Annotated in this window: 14 protein-coding genes and 1 tRNA gene; 7 read left to right on the plus strand and 8 right to left on the minus strand. The window is 65.1% G+C overall.

Going from position 1 to position 13,640, the window contains the following annotated elements:
• The first annotated feature begins 112 nt into the window (after window positions 1–112).
• On the plus strand, window positions 113–304 hold the full coding sequence (locus APT59_RS01605) for a hypothetical protein (RefSeq protein WP_059313259.1): 192 nt from the start codon (window positions 113–115) through the stop codon (window positions 302–304).
• Here APT59_RS01605 and APT59_RS01610 read toward each other — a convergent pair.
• Together APT59_RS01610 and APT59_RS01615 are read right to left on the minus strand one after the other, a co-directional pair.
• Window positions 301–1,791 carry a YifB family Mg chelatase-like AAA ATPase gene (locus APT59_RS01610; RefSeq protein WP_059313260.1) on the minus strand — a complete coding sequence of 497 codons (1,491 nt, stop codon included), beginning with the start codon at window positions 1,789–1,791 and terminating at the stop codon, window positions 301–303. The genes APT59_RS01605 and APT59_RS01610 overlap by 4 nt on opposite strands.
• A 62-nt stretch (window positions 1,792–1,853) precedes the next feature.
• Window positions 1,854–2,153 carry an accessory factor UbiK family protein gene (locus APT59_RS01615; protein ID WP_059313261.1) on the minus strand — a complete coding sequence of 100 codons (300 nt, stop codon included), beginning with the start codon at window positions 2,151–2,153 and terminating at the stop codon, window positions 1,854–1,856.
• 390 nt (window positions 2,154–2,543) lie between these two features.
• Between APT59_RS01615 and glnK the strand changes: the two genes are divergently transcribed.
• From glnK to sutA, 4 genes are all read left to right on the plus strand, one after another.
• Window positions 2,544–2,882 (plus strand): P-II family nitrogen regulator, encoded by a 339-nt coding sequence (glnK, locus tag APT59_RS01620; protein ID WP_003096476.1) that lies wholly within the window; start codon window positions 2,544–2,546, stop codon window positions 2,880–2,882.
• A 48-nt stretch (window positions 2,883–2,930) separates the two neighbouring features.
• Window positions 2,931–4,271, plus strand: a complete 1,341-nt coding sequence (locus APT59_RS01625) for an ammonium transporter (RefSeq protein WP_059313262.1) — start codon at window positions 2,931–2,933, stop codon at window positions 4,269–4,271.
• 172 nt (window positions 4,272–4,443) lie between these two features.
• Window positions 4,444–4,863, plus strand: coding sequence for a secondary thiamine-phosphate synthase enzyme YjbQ (locus tag APT59_RS01630; RefSeq protein ID WP_059313263.1), 420 nt, complete (start codon window positions 4,444–4,446; stop codon window positions 4,861–4,863).
• A 70-nt stretch (window positions 4,864–4,933) separates the two neighbouring features.
• A complete protein-coding gene (sutA, locus tag APT59_RS01635) occupies window positions 4,934–5,266 on the plus strand; it encodes a transcriptional regulator SutA (protein ID WP_059313264.1) in 333 nt (110 codons plus the stop codon).
• Between the two features lie 810 nt (window positions 5,267–6,076).
• Here sutA and APT59_RS01640 read toward each other — a convergent pair.
• Window positions 6,077–6,289 carry a hypothetical protein gene (locus APT59_RS01640; RefSeq protein WP_059313265.1) on the minus strand — a complete coding sequence of 71 codons (213 nt, stop codon included), beginning with the start codon at window positions 6,287–6,289 and terminating at the stop codon, window positions 6,077–6,079.
• Between the two features lie 304 nt (window positions 6,290–6,593).
• Between APT59_RS01640 and APT59_RS01645 the strand changes: the two genes are divergently transcribed.
• Window positions 6,594–6,932, plus strand: coding sequence for a cupin domain-containing protein (locus APT59_RS01645; RefSeq protein WP_082696262.1), 339 nt, complete (start codon window positions 6,594–6,596; stop codon window positions 6,930–6,932).
• 73 nt (window positions 6,933–7,005) lie between these two features.
• Here APT59_RS01645 and APT59_RS22340 read toward each other — a convergent pair whose 3' ends face one another.
• The 5 genes from APT59_RS22340 to APT59_RS01670 all read right to left on the minus strand — a co-directional run bounded on the left by APT59_RS22340 (window position 7,006) and on the right by APT59_RS01670 (window position 11,561).
• Window positions 7,006–7,359: a hypothetical protein gene (locus APT59_RS22340; RefSeq protein ID WP_156428921.1), complete on the minus strand. Its 354-nt coding sequence runs from the start codon at window positions 7,357–7,359 to the stop codon at window positions 7,006–7,008.
• 281 nt (window positions 7,360–7,640) lie between these two features.
• Window positions 7,641–7,716: transfer RNA gene (locus APT59_RS01655), tRNA-Phe, on the minus strand.
• A gap of 289 nt (window positions 7,717–8,005) precedes the next feature.
• Entirely contained in the window at window positions 8,006–8,278 is a 273-nt protein-coding gene (locus APT59_RS01660) for an oxidative damage protection protein (RefSeq protein ID WP_017639567.1), read from the minus strand.
• The gene (gene mutY, locus APT59_RS01665; RefSeq protein WP_059313266.1) at window positions 8,275–9,339 is read right to left on the minus strand and encodes an A/G-specific adenine glycosylase; all 1,065 of its coding nucleotides are present in this window, start codon (window positions 9,337–9,339) and stop codon (window positions 8,275–8,277) included. The genes APT59_RS01660 and mutY overlap by 4 nt, the downstream gene beginning before the upstream one ends.
• Window positions 9,336–11,561 carry an AsmA family protein gene (locus APT59_RS01670; RefSeq protein ID WP_059313267.1) on the minus strand — a complete coding sequence of 742 codons (2,226 nt, stop codon included), beginning with the start codon at window positions 11,559–11,561 and terminating at the stop codon, window positions 9,336–9,338. The genes mutY and APT59_RS01670 overlap by 4 nt, the downstream gene beginning before the upstream one ends.
• A 296-nt stretch (window positions 11,562–11,857) precedes the next feature.
• Here APT59_RS01670 and APT59_RS01675 point away from each other — a divergent pair, with 296 nt between their 5' ends.
• Complete coding sequence (locus tag APT59_RS01675) at window positions 11,858–13,522, plus strand: OFA family MFS transporter (protein WP_059313268.1); 1,665 nt, start codon at window positions 11,858–11,860, stop codon at window positions 13,520–13,522.
• The last annotated feature ends 118 nt before the right edge of the window (window positions 13,523–13,640 follow it).

A 13,640-nucleotide genomic window follows, 5' to 3' on the forward strand; every position in this document is an offset into this window, starting at 1 on the left:
CAAGCGAAAGGGAGGCTCAGGCCTCCCTTTTTCATTCCCGCTCGCCATAGCTCTTGCCTGGCCGCAATACTCTGACTACTGTATGCAAATACAGTATAAAAGGAAGGGTGACATGGGCGTATCCAACGAAGCGGTGCAAGCCGTCGAACGCATGCTGACCACGCTGCGCGCGGAGCGTGACGACTATCGCGAGCTCGCCCATCAGTGGCGGGCCATGTGTTTCGAATTGGCGCAGGAAAATCAGGCGTTACGGGATCGCCTGCAGGAGCCGCCCCGGCATTATGGCCCACCGGCCAACGCCTAGTGAGCGGCCCGATACTGCAGCGCTTCGGCCAGGTGCGCGCGCTGGATGTCGGTGTCGCCGGCCAGGTCGGCCAGGGTGCGAGCCACCTTGATGACCCGGTGCAGGGCGCGCAGGGATAGATTCAGGCGCTCGCCAGCGCTTTCCAGCCAACGCTGATCCGCGTCGCTCAGGGCGCAGACCTGGTGCAACTGGTCGAGGCCGAGCAGGGCGTTGGGGCGCCCCTGGCGAGCCATCTGGAGGGCACGGGCCGCAGCCACCTGACCGGCTGCCTCGGCAGTCGAGAGTTCGGCGGCCGACGAGGCGCCCAGACGCAGATGCTCGCGCGCCACGGTCAGGTGCAGATCGATGCGGTCCAGCAGCGGACCGGACAACTTGCCGCGATAGCGCTGGATCTGCTCCGGGCTGCAACGACAGCGCCCACTGGGATCACCCAGGTAGCCACAAGGACAGGGATTCATCGCCGCCACCAGCTGGAAGCGCGCTGGAAAGCGCACCCGCTCCCGTGCCCGGGCGATGACGATCTCGCCGCTTTCCAGAGGCTCGCGCAGCACTTCCAGCACCTTGCGATCGAATTCGGGCAACTCATCGAGAAACAGCACGCCGCGATGGGCCAGGGTGATCTCGCCAGGCCCGGGGCGGCTGCCACCGCCCACCAGCGCCGGACCCGACGCCGAATGGTGCGGTTGGCGAAAGGGCCGCTGTGGCCAGTGCTCCAGCGGCTCGGGTCCGGCCACGGAATGAATGGCGGCCACCTGCAGCGCTTCTTCTTCGTCCAGTGGCGGCAGCAGGCCCGGCAGGCGACTGGCGAGCAGGGTCTTGCCGGTACCGGGTGGCCCGGCGAGCAACAGGTTGTGGGCACCTGCCGCGGCTACTACGAGGGCACGCTTGGCCGCTTGCTGACCCTGGACCTCGGCCAGATCGGGATAGGGGAGGGGCGTACGCAGCAGTCCACTGGGCTGGTAGGGCGTCAGCGGGGCCTGGCCACTCAGGTGACCGGCGAACTCCAGCAGGTGATCGACCGCCAGCACGGCGAGGCCACTTGCCAGGCAGGCCTCCTCGGCGTTGGCCCGCGGTACCACCAGGGTGCGTCCGGCAGTTCGGGCGGCAAGCGCTGCCGGCAGCACGCCGCGGACTGGCCGTACCGCACCCGACAGCGCCAGTTCGCCCAGGCATTCGTAGCTTTCAAGACCCTGGGCCGGCAACTGCCCGCTCGCGGCCAAAATGCCGATGGCCAGGGCGAGGTCGAAGCGACCGCCATCCTTGGGCAGATCGGCAGGCGCGAGATTGAGGGTGATGCGGCGGCTGGGAAACTCGAAGCCGGCATTGAGGATGGCACTGCGGACCCGGTCCTTGGCTTCGCGGACGGCGGTTTCCGGCAAACCCACCAGGGTGAGGGCAGGCAGGCCATTGGCCAAGTGCGCCTCGACGACCACGGGCGGGGCTTCCACGCCCACCTGGGCGCGGGTGTGAACGAGGGCAAGCGACATGATCTCTCCTTGATCGTGTTTCGCTAGACAGCAGGCTGCACCATCCTGGCGCGCCTTTACGGTCAGTCGGCGGCGGCGACATCCGTGGCCGGGGTAACCGGCGGCTTGACGTCCTGGGGCTGGACGTTCTCCAGCTCGGTCAGGCGCGCCTCAAGGGCTTCCAGACGTGCGCGGGTGCGTGCCAGCACTGCCATCTGCGCATCGAACTCATCGCGGCTGACCACGTCGAGTTTGCTCAGCGCGCCCTGGAGCAAAGCCTTGAACTGGCTTTCGATCTCGGCCTTGGGAAGCGGCGAGTCCTGACCGAACAGCCGGCTGGCCTGCTGGGTCAGGGAATCGAACAGCGAACGGGTCGTGGACATGGTTATTCCCTGCCTGTAATCAAAGCCCGAGTGTAGCACAGCGGGTTCTGTGCCCCGGATGCCGCCCTTGCACCGCTTTGGTGCCAGGCCCGTGCCAGAGCTGTTCGCTGTTGGTGCAAAGTCCTGCTCCACGACCGCTGGTCTGCCCTGTCAGGAGGCGCGGCAGGCCCGGCGACCCCTGTAATACGGACCCCTTCACGAACCTGGCAAGCTTTCTGCTACAGCCGATGCAGAGACGGGCGTCGAGTGCGCCTGGGGCAGAGGCGCCCGCTGGCCGCTTCTGCCGTGACCGCGGCGATTGATACGCCGACGGTTATACAGACGGTCACTGCGCTAGACTTGGCCGGGGTTTGTTTTCCTGGGGCAAGTCAACTCAATCGGGAGAAGTTCATGAAACTAGTCACCGCCATCATCAAGCCGTTCAAGCTCGACGACGTGCGTGAGTCGCTGTCCGAGATCGGTGTGCAAGGCATCACCGTTACCGAGGTCAAGGGCTTCGGGCGCCAGAAGGGCCATACCGAGCTCTATCGCGGCGCCGAATACGTCGTCGACTTCCTGCCCAAGGTCAAGATCGACGTCGCCATCGCCGACGATCAACTCGACCGCGTCATCGAGGCCATCACCAAGGCTGCCAACACCGGCAAGATCGGCGACGGCAAGATCTTCGTGGTGAATCTCGAGCAGGCCATCCGCATCCGTACTGGCGAAACCGACACAGACGCCATCTGACGATTTAACCGACAGCCCAACCCCACACGAGCCCCAGGAGAAACAACGATGACTCTGCGCACCTACGCAGGGCTAGGAGCCCTCATGTCTTTCGTAGCGCTGCCGGGCCTGGCCATGGCCCAGGAAGCGGCTGCGGCACCGGCCATCAACAGCGGGGACACGGCCTGGATGCTGATCTCGACGGCCCTCGTGCTGTTCATGACCATCCCGGGCCTCGCGCTGTTCTACGGCGGTATGGTGCGTGCCAAGAACGTCCTGTCGGTGATGATGCAATGCTTCGCCATCACCGGTCTCATCAGCATCCTGTGGATGGTCTATGGCTACAGCCTGGCCTTCGACACCACCGGCATGGAAAAGGGCGTCACCAACTTCAATTCCTTCATCGGCGGTCTGGGTAAGGCCTTCCTGTCCACGCTGCAGCATGATGCCGTGACCTCGGCGACCGCCCTGTTCCCGGAAAGCGTCTTCGTCACCTTCCAGATGACCTTCGCCATCATCACTCCCGCGCTGATCGTCGGTGCCTTCGCCGAGCGCATGAAGTTCTCCGCCATGCTGATCTTCACCGGCCTGTGGTTCACCTTCGTCTATGCACCCATCGCCCACATGGTCTGGAGCGGTGACGGCGGCCTGATGTGGGACTGGGGCGTACTGGACTTTGCGGGCGGCACCGTGGTGCACATCAACGCCGGTGTGGCCGGTCTGGTCGCGGCCATCGTCCTGGGCAAGCGCAAGGGCTATCCGACTACCCCCATGGCCCCGCACAACCTGGGCTACACCCTGGTCGGCGCCGCCATGCTGTGGGTCGGCTGGTTCGGTTTCAACGCCGGGTCCGCCGCAGCCGCCAATGGCACCGCCGGCATGGCCATGCTGACCACCCAGATCGCCACCGCTGCCGCGGCCCTGGGCTGGATGTTCGCCGAGTGGATCACCCATGGTAAGCCGAGCGCCCTGGGCATCGCCTCCGGCGTGGTCGCCGGTCTGGTAGCCATCACCCCGGCCGCCGGTACCGCCGGCCCCATGGGCGCCCTGATCATCGGCCTGGTCTCCGGCGTGGTGTGCTTCTTCACCGCCACCAGCCTCAAGCGCAAGCTGGGCTATGACGACTCCCTGGACGCCTTTGGCGTGCACGGTATCGGCGGCATCGTCGGCGCCCTGCTGACCGGCGTCTTCGCCGCGCCGGCCCTGGGTGGCTTCGGTACCGTGACCGATATCGGCGCCCAGCTCTTCATCCAGTTCAAGGGCGTGGCCTTCACCATCGTCTACACCGGTATCGTCACCTTCGTGATCCTCAAGGTGCTGGACGTAGTCATGGGCCTGAGAGTCAACGAGGAAGAGGAAACCGTGGGCCTGGACCTCACCCTGCACAACGAGCGTGGCTACAACCTGTAAGCTGCCGCTCTCGAAAAAGGCGCCGCGAGGCGCCTTTTTCATGTCTGCCCTACGGCTGGAACAACCGCCGTCCTGCTGTGTCTAGACTGCACGCCGGTGGTGTGCAATCACCGCTTTGCTTTTCCGATCGTCGCGCTAGAATGCGCGCCCAGTCAGTCGGCGGGGGTATTTCATGTGGCTGCAGCGGACCTTTTCCCTGCGCGCTCGAGCGCGTGGTTTTCATCTCGTCACCGATGAGGTGCTGGATCAGCTGCCTGAGCTGGCTGAGTGTCGCGTCGGCCTGCTGCACCTCTGGCTGCAGCACACCTCGGCCTCGCTGACCATCAACGAGAATGCCGATGGGGCCGTGCGGCGCGACTTCGAGCGGTTCTTCAATCAGCTGGTCCCCCAGGGGCAGGCCGGTTATGAGCATGACTACGAAGGGCCGGACGACCTGCCCGCGCATTTCAAGAGCAGTCTGCTCGGGTGCAGCCTGAGCCTGCCGATCCAGGCGGGCCAGCTGGCGCTGGGGACCTGGCAGGGCATCTACCTGGGCGAACACCGTGACCAGGGTGGCGCGCGACGTTTGATCGCGACGCTGCAGGGCGAATAGCCAGGAATTTTTTGTAGGAGACCGCGTCAAAACGCGCGGTCCGATTTTGCCAAAATGTTGGAGGCGGTTTATGAGCGACGAAGATCTGGAACAGGACGACCTGGAAACAGGTGCGGAGGAAGAGGGCGATAACGAAGAGTTTGCCGCCGCAACCGACGACGCCGAGCAAGAGGAAGGCAGCGAAAGCGAAGCGCCAGCGTCCGGCAGCAAGGCCAAGAAGAAGCGCGAGCCCGAGCCGGAAGAGCTGCCATCGGTGGAAGCCAAGCAGCGCGAGCGGGATGCGCTGGAAAAAGCCATGCAGGACTTCTTGTCGCGTGGAGGCAAGGTGCAGGAGATCGACGCCAACGTGGTCGCCGATCCGCCCAAGAAGCCTGACAGCAAATATGGCAGTCGTCCCATCTAGGACCGTGCAATACCGCCTTCGAAACCCCGCTTCGGCGGGGTTTCGTCTATCTGGCGGTCACAGCAGCGCCATAACCATGATGAAGCCGGTAAAGGCCGCAGCCATGGTCGCAAGGCAGGCCATGCAGATTACATCATCTCTCTCATACATGTTGGCAACGCCTTAGTAGCCCTAATGGGTGATGGCATTTTGCTCTCCTGGCAAAGATTCCCCTGTGCGACTCATCGCAAAAGGCCACTATCTCGCCCTGGCGATGCCAAGCAGTTCACCAATGGCGCGGCGGCGGCCCGTAATAGGGGCGTGGTTCGTAGGCTGGTTGATAGGGGTAGTAGCCTGGCGGGACGGGGCGCCAGTGCGGTGCCGCATAGCCCGTTTGGGGGTAGGGGCGGTAATAGTTATAGGGGTAGCCATCCCGGCGGTAATAGGAATGGTGTCGATGATGCCGCCGGTACTCGCCCACCGGCAGGAAGCCTGCTTCCTCGACAGCCATACCGGGGGCCCCTGCCCAGGGTTGCCCCCGATCGGGTCCCCCGTGCGCTGCGGCCATACCGCTGGCGGCAAGGGTGGCGGTCACTAGCAGAATCAACGACGCTCGCGATGTCATGGTGTTCTCCTCGCGGCGCTCGATAGGCCGCGTCACCATGAAACACCTTTGGCCGTCAGCGGGCGTCAGGCCAGGTAAAGGTCTGGTAAGGCCGCTGGGTCAGTCCCAGTCCAGGCCTTGCATGCCCGCGGCGACGATGAGGGCCAGCGAAAGCAGCCCGATGCCACACATCAGGATCGTCAGCTCCAGTTGGTCCAGCCGCCGCTTCACCCCTGCCACCAATGCCAGAGGGTGAAGCCGATCAGTGCCATGACCAGGCCGAGAAACAGGCGATTCAGCCACAGGCTGGCGCTGCTCAGCAGGGTGAACCAGAGCGGTGTGCCTGGCTCGCTCGGTGCGATGGCGGGCTGCCCGCTGGCTTCTTGTGGCAGGACGTCGGGAAGGGGGGTAGCGATGAGGGGGATCGAGCGAATGGGCATAAGCGAGCGCCTCCGTGCGCCTTGTGCGAGGTATGACCGACCGCAGGCGAAAAGGCAGCGGCAGGCCATGGCCGAGCGACGGTAGTGAAGGGCGCCGCTCGTGCAACGGATGATCACCGAAATTTCTGCCGCCCGGGCGATGGGCCGCTGAAAAGGTCGGGCGGTTCCCACTCTTGGCGGCAGATAGCGGCATCGCTGGGGCCCTCAGGGCGACGCCTGAGGCGAAAAGGAGCCGGTGGGCTTGAATGGGCGAGCTGGCGGGTACAGCCTCATGGTCCTGATGCCGGACGCTGGGAGAAACGTCATGACCAATCTGCTTCGCGACCTGCCCGATGCCTCCGCGGCGGAGGTATTAACGCCCCTGCTGGAGCGGCCTGGCTGCCGCATCGAACGGATCGTCTCCCTGGGTCAAACCACCCCGGCGGAGGCGCCTTATCGGCGGGCTCATGACGAATGGGTGATGCTGCTGCAGGGCGCGGCCCGGGTTGCCCTGGAGGGGCGGGAGGTGGTGCTGGAGCCGGGCGCTGCGCTGTTCATTCCGGCGCGGACCGAACACTGGGTGACCTATACCGATCCCCTCGTCGCCACCGTGTGGCTGGCGATCCACCTGGGAGAGGCCTTGGCAGCCCCGGCGTCGGTCTGAGGCGAAGCGTGCTGCCTATGCCGCGGCGCCAGGGGCGTCAAGGCAGCGCGCCTGAGCCTTGGTGTCCTGGGTCCTAGCGGACCAGGGTCACCGGGCCGTGATCGTCGCAATGGCCGTCATGGACGTGATGCAGGCGGCCATCCACCAGGTAGTCGACGTGGTCACCGTGGGGAACGGCCTCGTGGCCGCAGTCAGGACCATGGACATGATCGGGCGCGTGGCCACTGCTCTGACCGTGAGTGCAGTGATCGGGATTGATGGCGCCGACCTTCAGCACATGCTCGTCCACGTGATCGCCATGCATATGGTGCAGATGCCCATCGTGGAGATAGTCGACATGGCCGTCATGCTCGATGGCGGTGTGGCCGCAGTTCGGACCGTGCTGATGGCTGTGATTCGCGTGATGCTTTTCGCTGCAGGTGGTCATGATACTGACTCCGAAAAGGGTGGCTGTCTGGTGACGCCACGCCATTAAAAAGTCTGAAGTGGGTAGAGGGTCAAGGATGTCGGGCGGAGTTTTTCCGGGCACCAAGGCGTCTAGGGCGCGCCTTGGAGTTCTTCTCGCAGATGTGGCAGGACAGCACGGAGGATTGGCAGATGGGCAGCGGACCCAGGGGATGAGGCCTGGATATATTGCAGGCACAAAAAAACCGGCACTAGGCCGGTTTCTCTGATCTCCAGATCCCGCAGGAGCTTGGAGGTTTGTCTTGGTGCCCAGGGACGGAATCGAACCGCCGACACGGGGATTTTCAATCCCCTGCTCTACCAACTGAGCTACCTGGGCAACGGGGCGCATTAAAAGCGTTTCTCGACCCTGTGTCAACAGTGAGCCCAAAAAAATTTAGATTTTTCGGGCGCTTAGGGTCTGTTCAATGCCTCGCGAGCTAGAGACAAACAAGGCCTAGGCGGCCCCGCGAAGATGGCTGAGGAAGCGGATCGGACTCGCGCTCGAGTGTACAAAGGGTAAATGAGCGTTCCGACGGGGCCGCCCAGGCCGGGCTGGCGACCCAGGCCATCCTCAACGCCCTTTGGCCGACGCGCAGCAGGCTTTGAATAGGTCCTAAGCCGTCGACTCAGGCGCTGGGGGGCACGTAGCCTTCTGCCTGGGCGTAGTCTTCACCGGACAGGAACTTGTCCATCTCGGCTTGCAGGAACTTGCGATCCTCGGCGTTCATCATGTTCAGCCGACGCTCGTTGATGAGCATGGTCTGGTGCTTCTGCCACTCTTCCCAGGCCTGCTTGGAGACGTGCTGATAGATGTCTTCGCCCTTGGCGCCGGGGTAGGGCGGGCGATCCAGGGCGGGAAGCTCCTGCTTGTGCTTGCGGCACATCACGGTGCGGGTCATGCGGGTTCTCCTTTGAGCGCCTGCTCGGCGCGCTTGAGCAGTTTCTGCACCGGGGCAGCGAGGCCCAGGCGCGGCGGGGACGCGAGGTTATACCAAAGCCAGTCGCCCTCGGCCACGCGTTGGTGGCGATGGTCCACCTGCACCAGCCAGGGCTCGATGGCCAGCTGGAAATGGCTGAAGGTGTGTACCAGGCCGGGCAGCGCCTGGCGCTCGTCGATGGCGAGGCCCTGGCGTTCGGCGAGGGCTTCGAGCTCGGCCACATCGGCGACCTCCGGCGGTCCCCAGAGGCCGCCCCAGAGGCCGGTGGACGGCCGGCGCTGCAAGAGCACGGCATTGGCATCGTTGACGAACAGCGGCATCAGGGTGCTGCGCTGCGGCAGTGTCTTGCGTGGCTTGGCGGCGGGAAAGTCGGTTTCCTGGCCTAGCAGGTGGGCGCGGCAACCCGGCTTGACCGGGCACAGCAGGCAGCTGGGCTTGCTGCGGGTACAGAGGGTGGCGCCCAGGTCCATCATCGCCTGCGTGTAGGGGCCGACACGCTCGTGGGGCATCAGTCGTTCCGCGACCTCCCACAGGCGTCGGGCCACGGCAGGCTCGCCGGGATAGCCGGGAGTGGCGGTATAGCGCGCCAGCACCCGCTTGACGTTGCCGTCGAGGATGGGGGCGCGGATGTTCATGCTCAGGCTGGCGATGGCCCCGGCGGTGGAGCGGCCGATGCCGGGTAACTCAGCAAGGGCCTCAACACTGCGGGGAAACTCGCCGCCGTGCTGCTCGACCACGGTCTTGGCGGCCTTGTGCAGATTGCGCGCGCGGCTGTAGTAACCGAGGCCCGTCCAGAGGTGCAGGACCTCGTCTTCCGGTGCGGCAGCCAGGGCCTCCACGGTGGGTAGCGCCTGCATGAAGCGGTCGAAGTAGCCCAGTACCGTGGCCACCTGGGTCTGCTGGAGCATGATCTCCGAGACCCAGACGCGATAGGGGGTCACGGCCTGTTGCCAGGGCAGGTCCTTGCGACCGTGCAGGTCGTACCAGGCCAGTACGGCGGTACCAAAGGCGTCGTCAGTCATCGGCGTTGCAGCAGTCCCCGGATGGCGTTCTGGATGTCAGGGCTGATCTTATCACCCAGCTTCTCTTCGATTTTTTCGTTCAGACGATTGCCGGCCGCGCGGGCGATGATCTGGCCCATGGCCTCGCGATCCAGGCGGCAGGCCTTGGCGCCCAGTTCCATGGGGCCGCGGCAGTGCAGCGGCCATTCGATATCGGCGTAGCGCTCGCCGACCTGGCAGCCCGGATCGGCGGCGGCGTTGGTATCGCCCTGCACGGTGATGCCCAGGCGGTAGTCCAGGCCGAGGGTGCGCAGATCGATGTCGCCATCGCCCTTCACCGCCAGGCCCGGCACGCTGACGCTGAGGTCCTGGTTGCGGGCCACGCCGTTGACGATGGTGAGGCTACCGCTCAACTGGCGGAAGGGTGTGTTCTGGCCGCCATGGGGCAATTCCAGCGGCTTGCGGTTGAGCAGGGATATACCCTGGCACAGCTGGCTTTCGACGTTGGCGTCGATCAGCTGGCCATTGCGCAGGGCGAAGCGCGCGGTGCCACCGAGGTTGTCGATCAGCGTGCGCTGGCTGGCGCCGGTGCTGCGCAGGTCGGCGTCCAGGTCGAGCAGGCCTTCCACTGGCGGCTTCTGGCCCTGGGCCTGGAGGATGCGCTCCACCGGCACGGCCTTGATGCGTTCCCGGGCGGTGAGTTGCGGTTGGGCACCGCGCACGTCGAGGGCGCCGTTGGCTTCGAAGCGACCACCGAACAGCTCGCCTTCCAGGGCGCTGAGCTGCAGCTGGCCGTCAGCGGCCTTGGCCTTGAGGCTGGCGTCTTCGAAGGGCAGGCGATTGAGGGTGAGGTGTTGCAGGCTCAGGTCGACATCGGCGTCCAGGCTGCGCAGGCGTTCCACCGGCAGCAGGGTTTCCTCGCTCCAGGCGTGCTGGGTCGGGGCTTCCGGTAGCGGCGAGTTGCCTTGGGTGGCGATGGCGTCGACCTGGGCGACCTCTTCCTGGCGTGCGCCATTGGCCTGGCGCGCGGCGGTGGCCTTGGCCGGCAGATAGCGATCCAGGTCCAGGGTGTCACCGCTGAGCTGGATACGCAGGGCGCGGCGGGCGATGTCGGCGACGGCGACGCGGCCCTTGAGGGTGCTGTCGTCCAGCTGGAAGTTGAAGTCGTCCAGCGCCAGCGCGTTGCGGCTGGCCTGCACCTGGGCATTCATCTCGAAGCGCTGCAGGGTCTTGGCATCGGCCATGGCCGGTAATTCGACGCCGATACTGTCGAGGAAGGCGCGCAGGTCGAGACGGGCGATGGACACGCGACCGGCCAGCTGTGGATCGGTTTCCAGGCCGGTGAGCTTGAGGTCGCCCAGCGCCTTGAGGTCATTGGCAGTGAGCTTGAGGCTGGTCCATTCGGCGGTCTGGGCGCGGCGGTCGACGGCGAGCTGGCCGCTGGCGGAATAATTGACCACCTTGCCGTTGAAGGGCTCGCCGCTGGCGTCGCCGGTGAGCTTGAGGTTGTCCAGCGCGTACTGCTGGCTGGCCGGATCGAAATGGAATTCGCCATTGAGCAGCACGGTGGCGTTCACCGGCGGCTGGGTGGTGCTGGCGGTACCGGCGAGCTTGAGCGGAATGGGCGTGCCGGCGTAGATGGCGCCGGTCTCCAGGTCGATGCCTTCGAAGGCATAGTGAGCACCGCTGCGGGCATCGCTGTATTCGATCCGGGAGTTGCGCACGGTCAGGCTCTCGACATTGAGCTTGAGCGGCTGGTGCGGGCTGGTCGACTCACCGGAGCCGGAGGAATCGGCAGGCGCCTTGGCTGGGGCGCCGCTCTGGTCCGCCTTGGGTGCGGGGCGACCGATCTCGGCCCAGTTGGTGCGGCCCTGGTCATCGCGGCTGGCGGTGAGGTCCAGGCCGTTGATCTTGACGTCGCTCATCTCCAGGTCGCGGCGCAGCAGCAGGGGCAGCAGCCGGACCGACAGGATCAGCCGCTGTACCTGGGCCAGCTGGCGATCAGGGGTGGCCGCGCTGGCCAGGGTGGCATCGTGCAATTCGACGCCCAGCCAGGGGAACAGACTCCAGCCGATGTCGCCCTTGAGCTGCAGATCGACGTTGGCCTTGTTGCGCGCGAGCTGGCGAATCTCGTCCTTGTAGTCGTTGGGATCGACCAGATGGGTGAGGGCGAAGCCTACGGCGACCAGCAGGAGCAGCAGGCCGACGAGGACGATACCCAGCACTTTGGCGAAAGCTTTCATGGCGAGGAAATTCCTGTTCCGGCGGGCGATGGCGCGACTGGCCAGTATAAGGGCTTGGGCTGGCCGCGATGACATCGAGGTGTCGGCCCTGTGACAGCGGTGGTAAACGCCCGTTTCGTCGGCGGTCTTGCACCGCCCGTACCCTGGCAAATGAGTAGGGGTGGCAGTAGGCCAGGGTGCGCTTTAATGTCGCGCACCTCTGGTCGGTTGACGCCGTTTCTTTGACTCGTTTATGGGGAAGCGTGCAGGGAATGTCCACCGGCCTGGACGCTATACATCAGAAAGGGGCTAAACCCATGAGCACTACTCTCACCGCTGGCGGCGCCGCTTCGGCTCGTCCGGCTTTTCTTTCCAAGGAGCGCATCGTCGCCCGGCCCGGCTTCAACCGCTGGCTGGTGCCGCCGGCTGCCCTGGCCATCCATCTGTGCATCGGCATGGCCTACGGCTTCTCGGTGTTCTGGCTGCCGCTGTCCAAGGCGATCGGCATCACCGCCGCCGTGGCCTGCCCGGTCGAGATGGGCTTCTTCGAGCAGATCTTCAGTGCTACCTGTGACTGGAAGATCTCCCAGCTCGGCTGGATCTACACCCTGTTCTTCATCTTCCTCGGCTGCTCGGCCGCCCTGTTCGGTGGCTGGCTGGAACACGCCGGTCCGCGCAAGGCCGGTGTCGTCTCGGCGCTGTGCTGGTGCGGCGGTCTGCTGATCTCCGCCCTGGGCATCTACACCCACCAGATCTGGATGCTGTGGCTGGGTTCGGGCGTGATCGGCGGTATCGGGCTGGGCCTGGGCTACATCTCGCCGGTGTCGACCCTGATCAAGTGGTTCCCGGACAAGCGCGGCATGGCGACCGGCATGGCCATCATGGGCTTTGGTGGCGGCGCCATGGTGGGTGCGCCCCTGGCCGATGCCCTGATGCGTCACTTCGCCTCGGCCACCGAAATCGGTGTCTGGCAGACCTTCCTGGTCATGGCGGTGATCTATTTCGTGTTCATGATGAGCGGTGCCCTGGGCTACCGCGTACCGCCGACCGGCTGGAAGCCCGCCGGCTGGACGCCTTCCACCAAGAAGGCCAGCAGCGGCATGATCACCAACCGCCACGTCCATGTGAGCAAGATCTGGGGCATCCCGCAGTTCTGGCTGGTCTGGGCCGTGCTCTGCCTGAACGTCACCGCTGGCATCGGCATCATCGGCATGGCATCGCCGCTGTTGCAGGAAGTCTTTGGTGGTCGCTTGCTGGGCAACGGCCTGCCCTACGGTGAACTCAGCGCCGATCAGCTCAAGCAGATCGCCGCCATCGCCGCCGGCTTCACCGGTCTGCTGAGCCTGTTCAACATCGGCGGTCGCTTCTTCTGGGCATCCTTCTCCGATTACATCGGCCGCAAGATGACCTACTTCGTCTTCTTCACCCTGGGCTTCGTGCTCTATGCCATCGTGCCCTGGACCGGTCACCTGGGCAGCGTGGCGCTGTTCGTCTTCGCCTTCTGCCTGATCCTGTCCATGTACGGCGGTGGTTTCTCCACCGTGCCGGCCTACCTCGCCGACCTGTTCGGTACCCAGATGGTCGGCGCCATTCACGGTCGCCTGCTCACCGCCTGGGCCGCCGCCGGCGTCTTCGGTCCGGTGCTGGTCAACTACCTGCGCGAGTACCAGCTGAGCATGGGCATCCCCCGCGCCCAGGTGTACGACATCACCCTGTACATCCTGGCCGGCCTGCTGGTGCTGGGCTTCCTCTGCAACCTGATGGTGCGCCCGGTAGCCGACAAGCACTTCATGACTGAGGCCGAACTCGCCGTCGAGCGCGCCAATGGCCATGACAGCAACGTCGGCAGCGCCCAGATACTGGAGTGGAGTGCCGATCCCAAGACCAAGCCGCTGGCCATCGCCGCCTGGCTGGCCGTGGGTATCCCGCTGGCCTGGGGTATCTGGATCACCCTGCAAAAGACCGCTGCGCTGTTCAGCTAAGCTACCGCTCAGCCTCGCGACAACAGGGCGCCCCGGGTGGGGCGCCCTTGCGGTGGGACGCTCCGTCCCGCCGCGCTTTCGATCCAGCCCCCACGCCCCTATAATATCGGCCCTTTCG

The organism is Pseudomonas oryzihabitans (assembly GCF_001518815.1).
GTDB classification, from domain to species: Bacteria; Pseudomonadota; Gammaproteobacteria; order Pseudomonadales; family Pseudomonadaceae; genus Chryseomonas; species Chryseomonas oryzihabitans_E.

Bases quoted from the DNA above. Each gene is read 5' to 3' on its own strand.
- APT59_RS01605 (WP_059313259.1), top strand. From the start codon at position 113: ATGGGCGTATCCAACGAAGCGGTGCAAGCCGTCGAACGCATGCTGACC.
- APT59_RS01610 (WP_059313260.1), bottom strand. From the start codon at position 1,791: ATGTCGCTTGCCCTCGTTCACACCCGCGCCCAGGTGGGCGTGGAAGCC.
- APT59_RS01615 (WP_059313261.1), bottom strand. From the start codon at position 2,153: ATGTCCACGACCCGTTCGCTGTTCGATTCCCTGACCCAGCAGGCCAGC.
- glnK (WP_003096476.1), top strand. From the start codon at position 2,544: ATGAAACTAGTCACCGCCATCATCAAGCCGTTCAAGCTCGACGACGTG.
- APT59_RS01625 (WP_059313262.1), top strand. From the start codon at position 2,931: ATGACTCTGCGCACCTACGCAGGGCTAGGAGCCCTCATGTCTTTCGTA.
- APT59_RS01630 (WP_059313263.1), top strand. From the start codon at position 4,444: ATGTGGCTGCAGCGGACCTTTTCCCTGCGCGCTCGAGCGCGTGGTTTT.
- sutA (WP_059313264.1), top strand. From the start codon at position 4,934: ATGAGCGACGAAGATCTGGAACAGGACGACCTGGAAACAGGTGCGGAG.
- APT59_RS01640 (WP_059313265.1), bottom strand. From the start codon at position 6,289: ATGCCCATTCGCTCGATCCCCCTCATCGCTACCCCCCTTCCCGACGTC.
- APT59_RS01645 (WP_082696262.1), top strand. From the start codon at position 6,594: ATGACCAATCTGCTTCGCGACCTGCCCGATGCCTCCGCGGCGGAGGTA.
- APT59_RS22340 (WP_156428921.1), bottom strand. From the start codon at position 7,359: ATGACCACCTGCAGCGAAAAGCATCACGCGAATCACAGCCATCAGCAC.
- APT59_RS01660 (WP_017639567.1), bottom strand. From the start codon at position 8,278: ATGACCCGCACCGTGATGTGCCGCAAGCACAAGCAGGAGCTTCCCGCC.
- mutY (WP_059313266.1), bottom strand. From the start codon at position 9,339: ATGACTGACGACGCCTTTGGTACCGCCGTACTGGCCTGGTACGACCTG.
- APT59_RS01670 (WP_059313267.1), bottom strand. From the start codon at position 11,561: ATGAAAGCTTTCGCCAAAGTGCTGGGTATCGTCCTCGTCGGCCTGCTG.
- APT59_RS01675 (WP_059313268.1), top strand. From the start codon at position 11,858: ATGAGCACTACTCTCACCGCTGGCGGCGCCGCTTCGGCTCGTCCGGCT.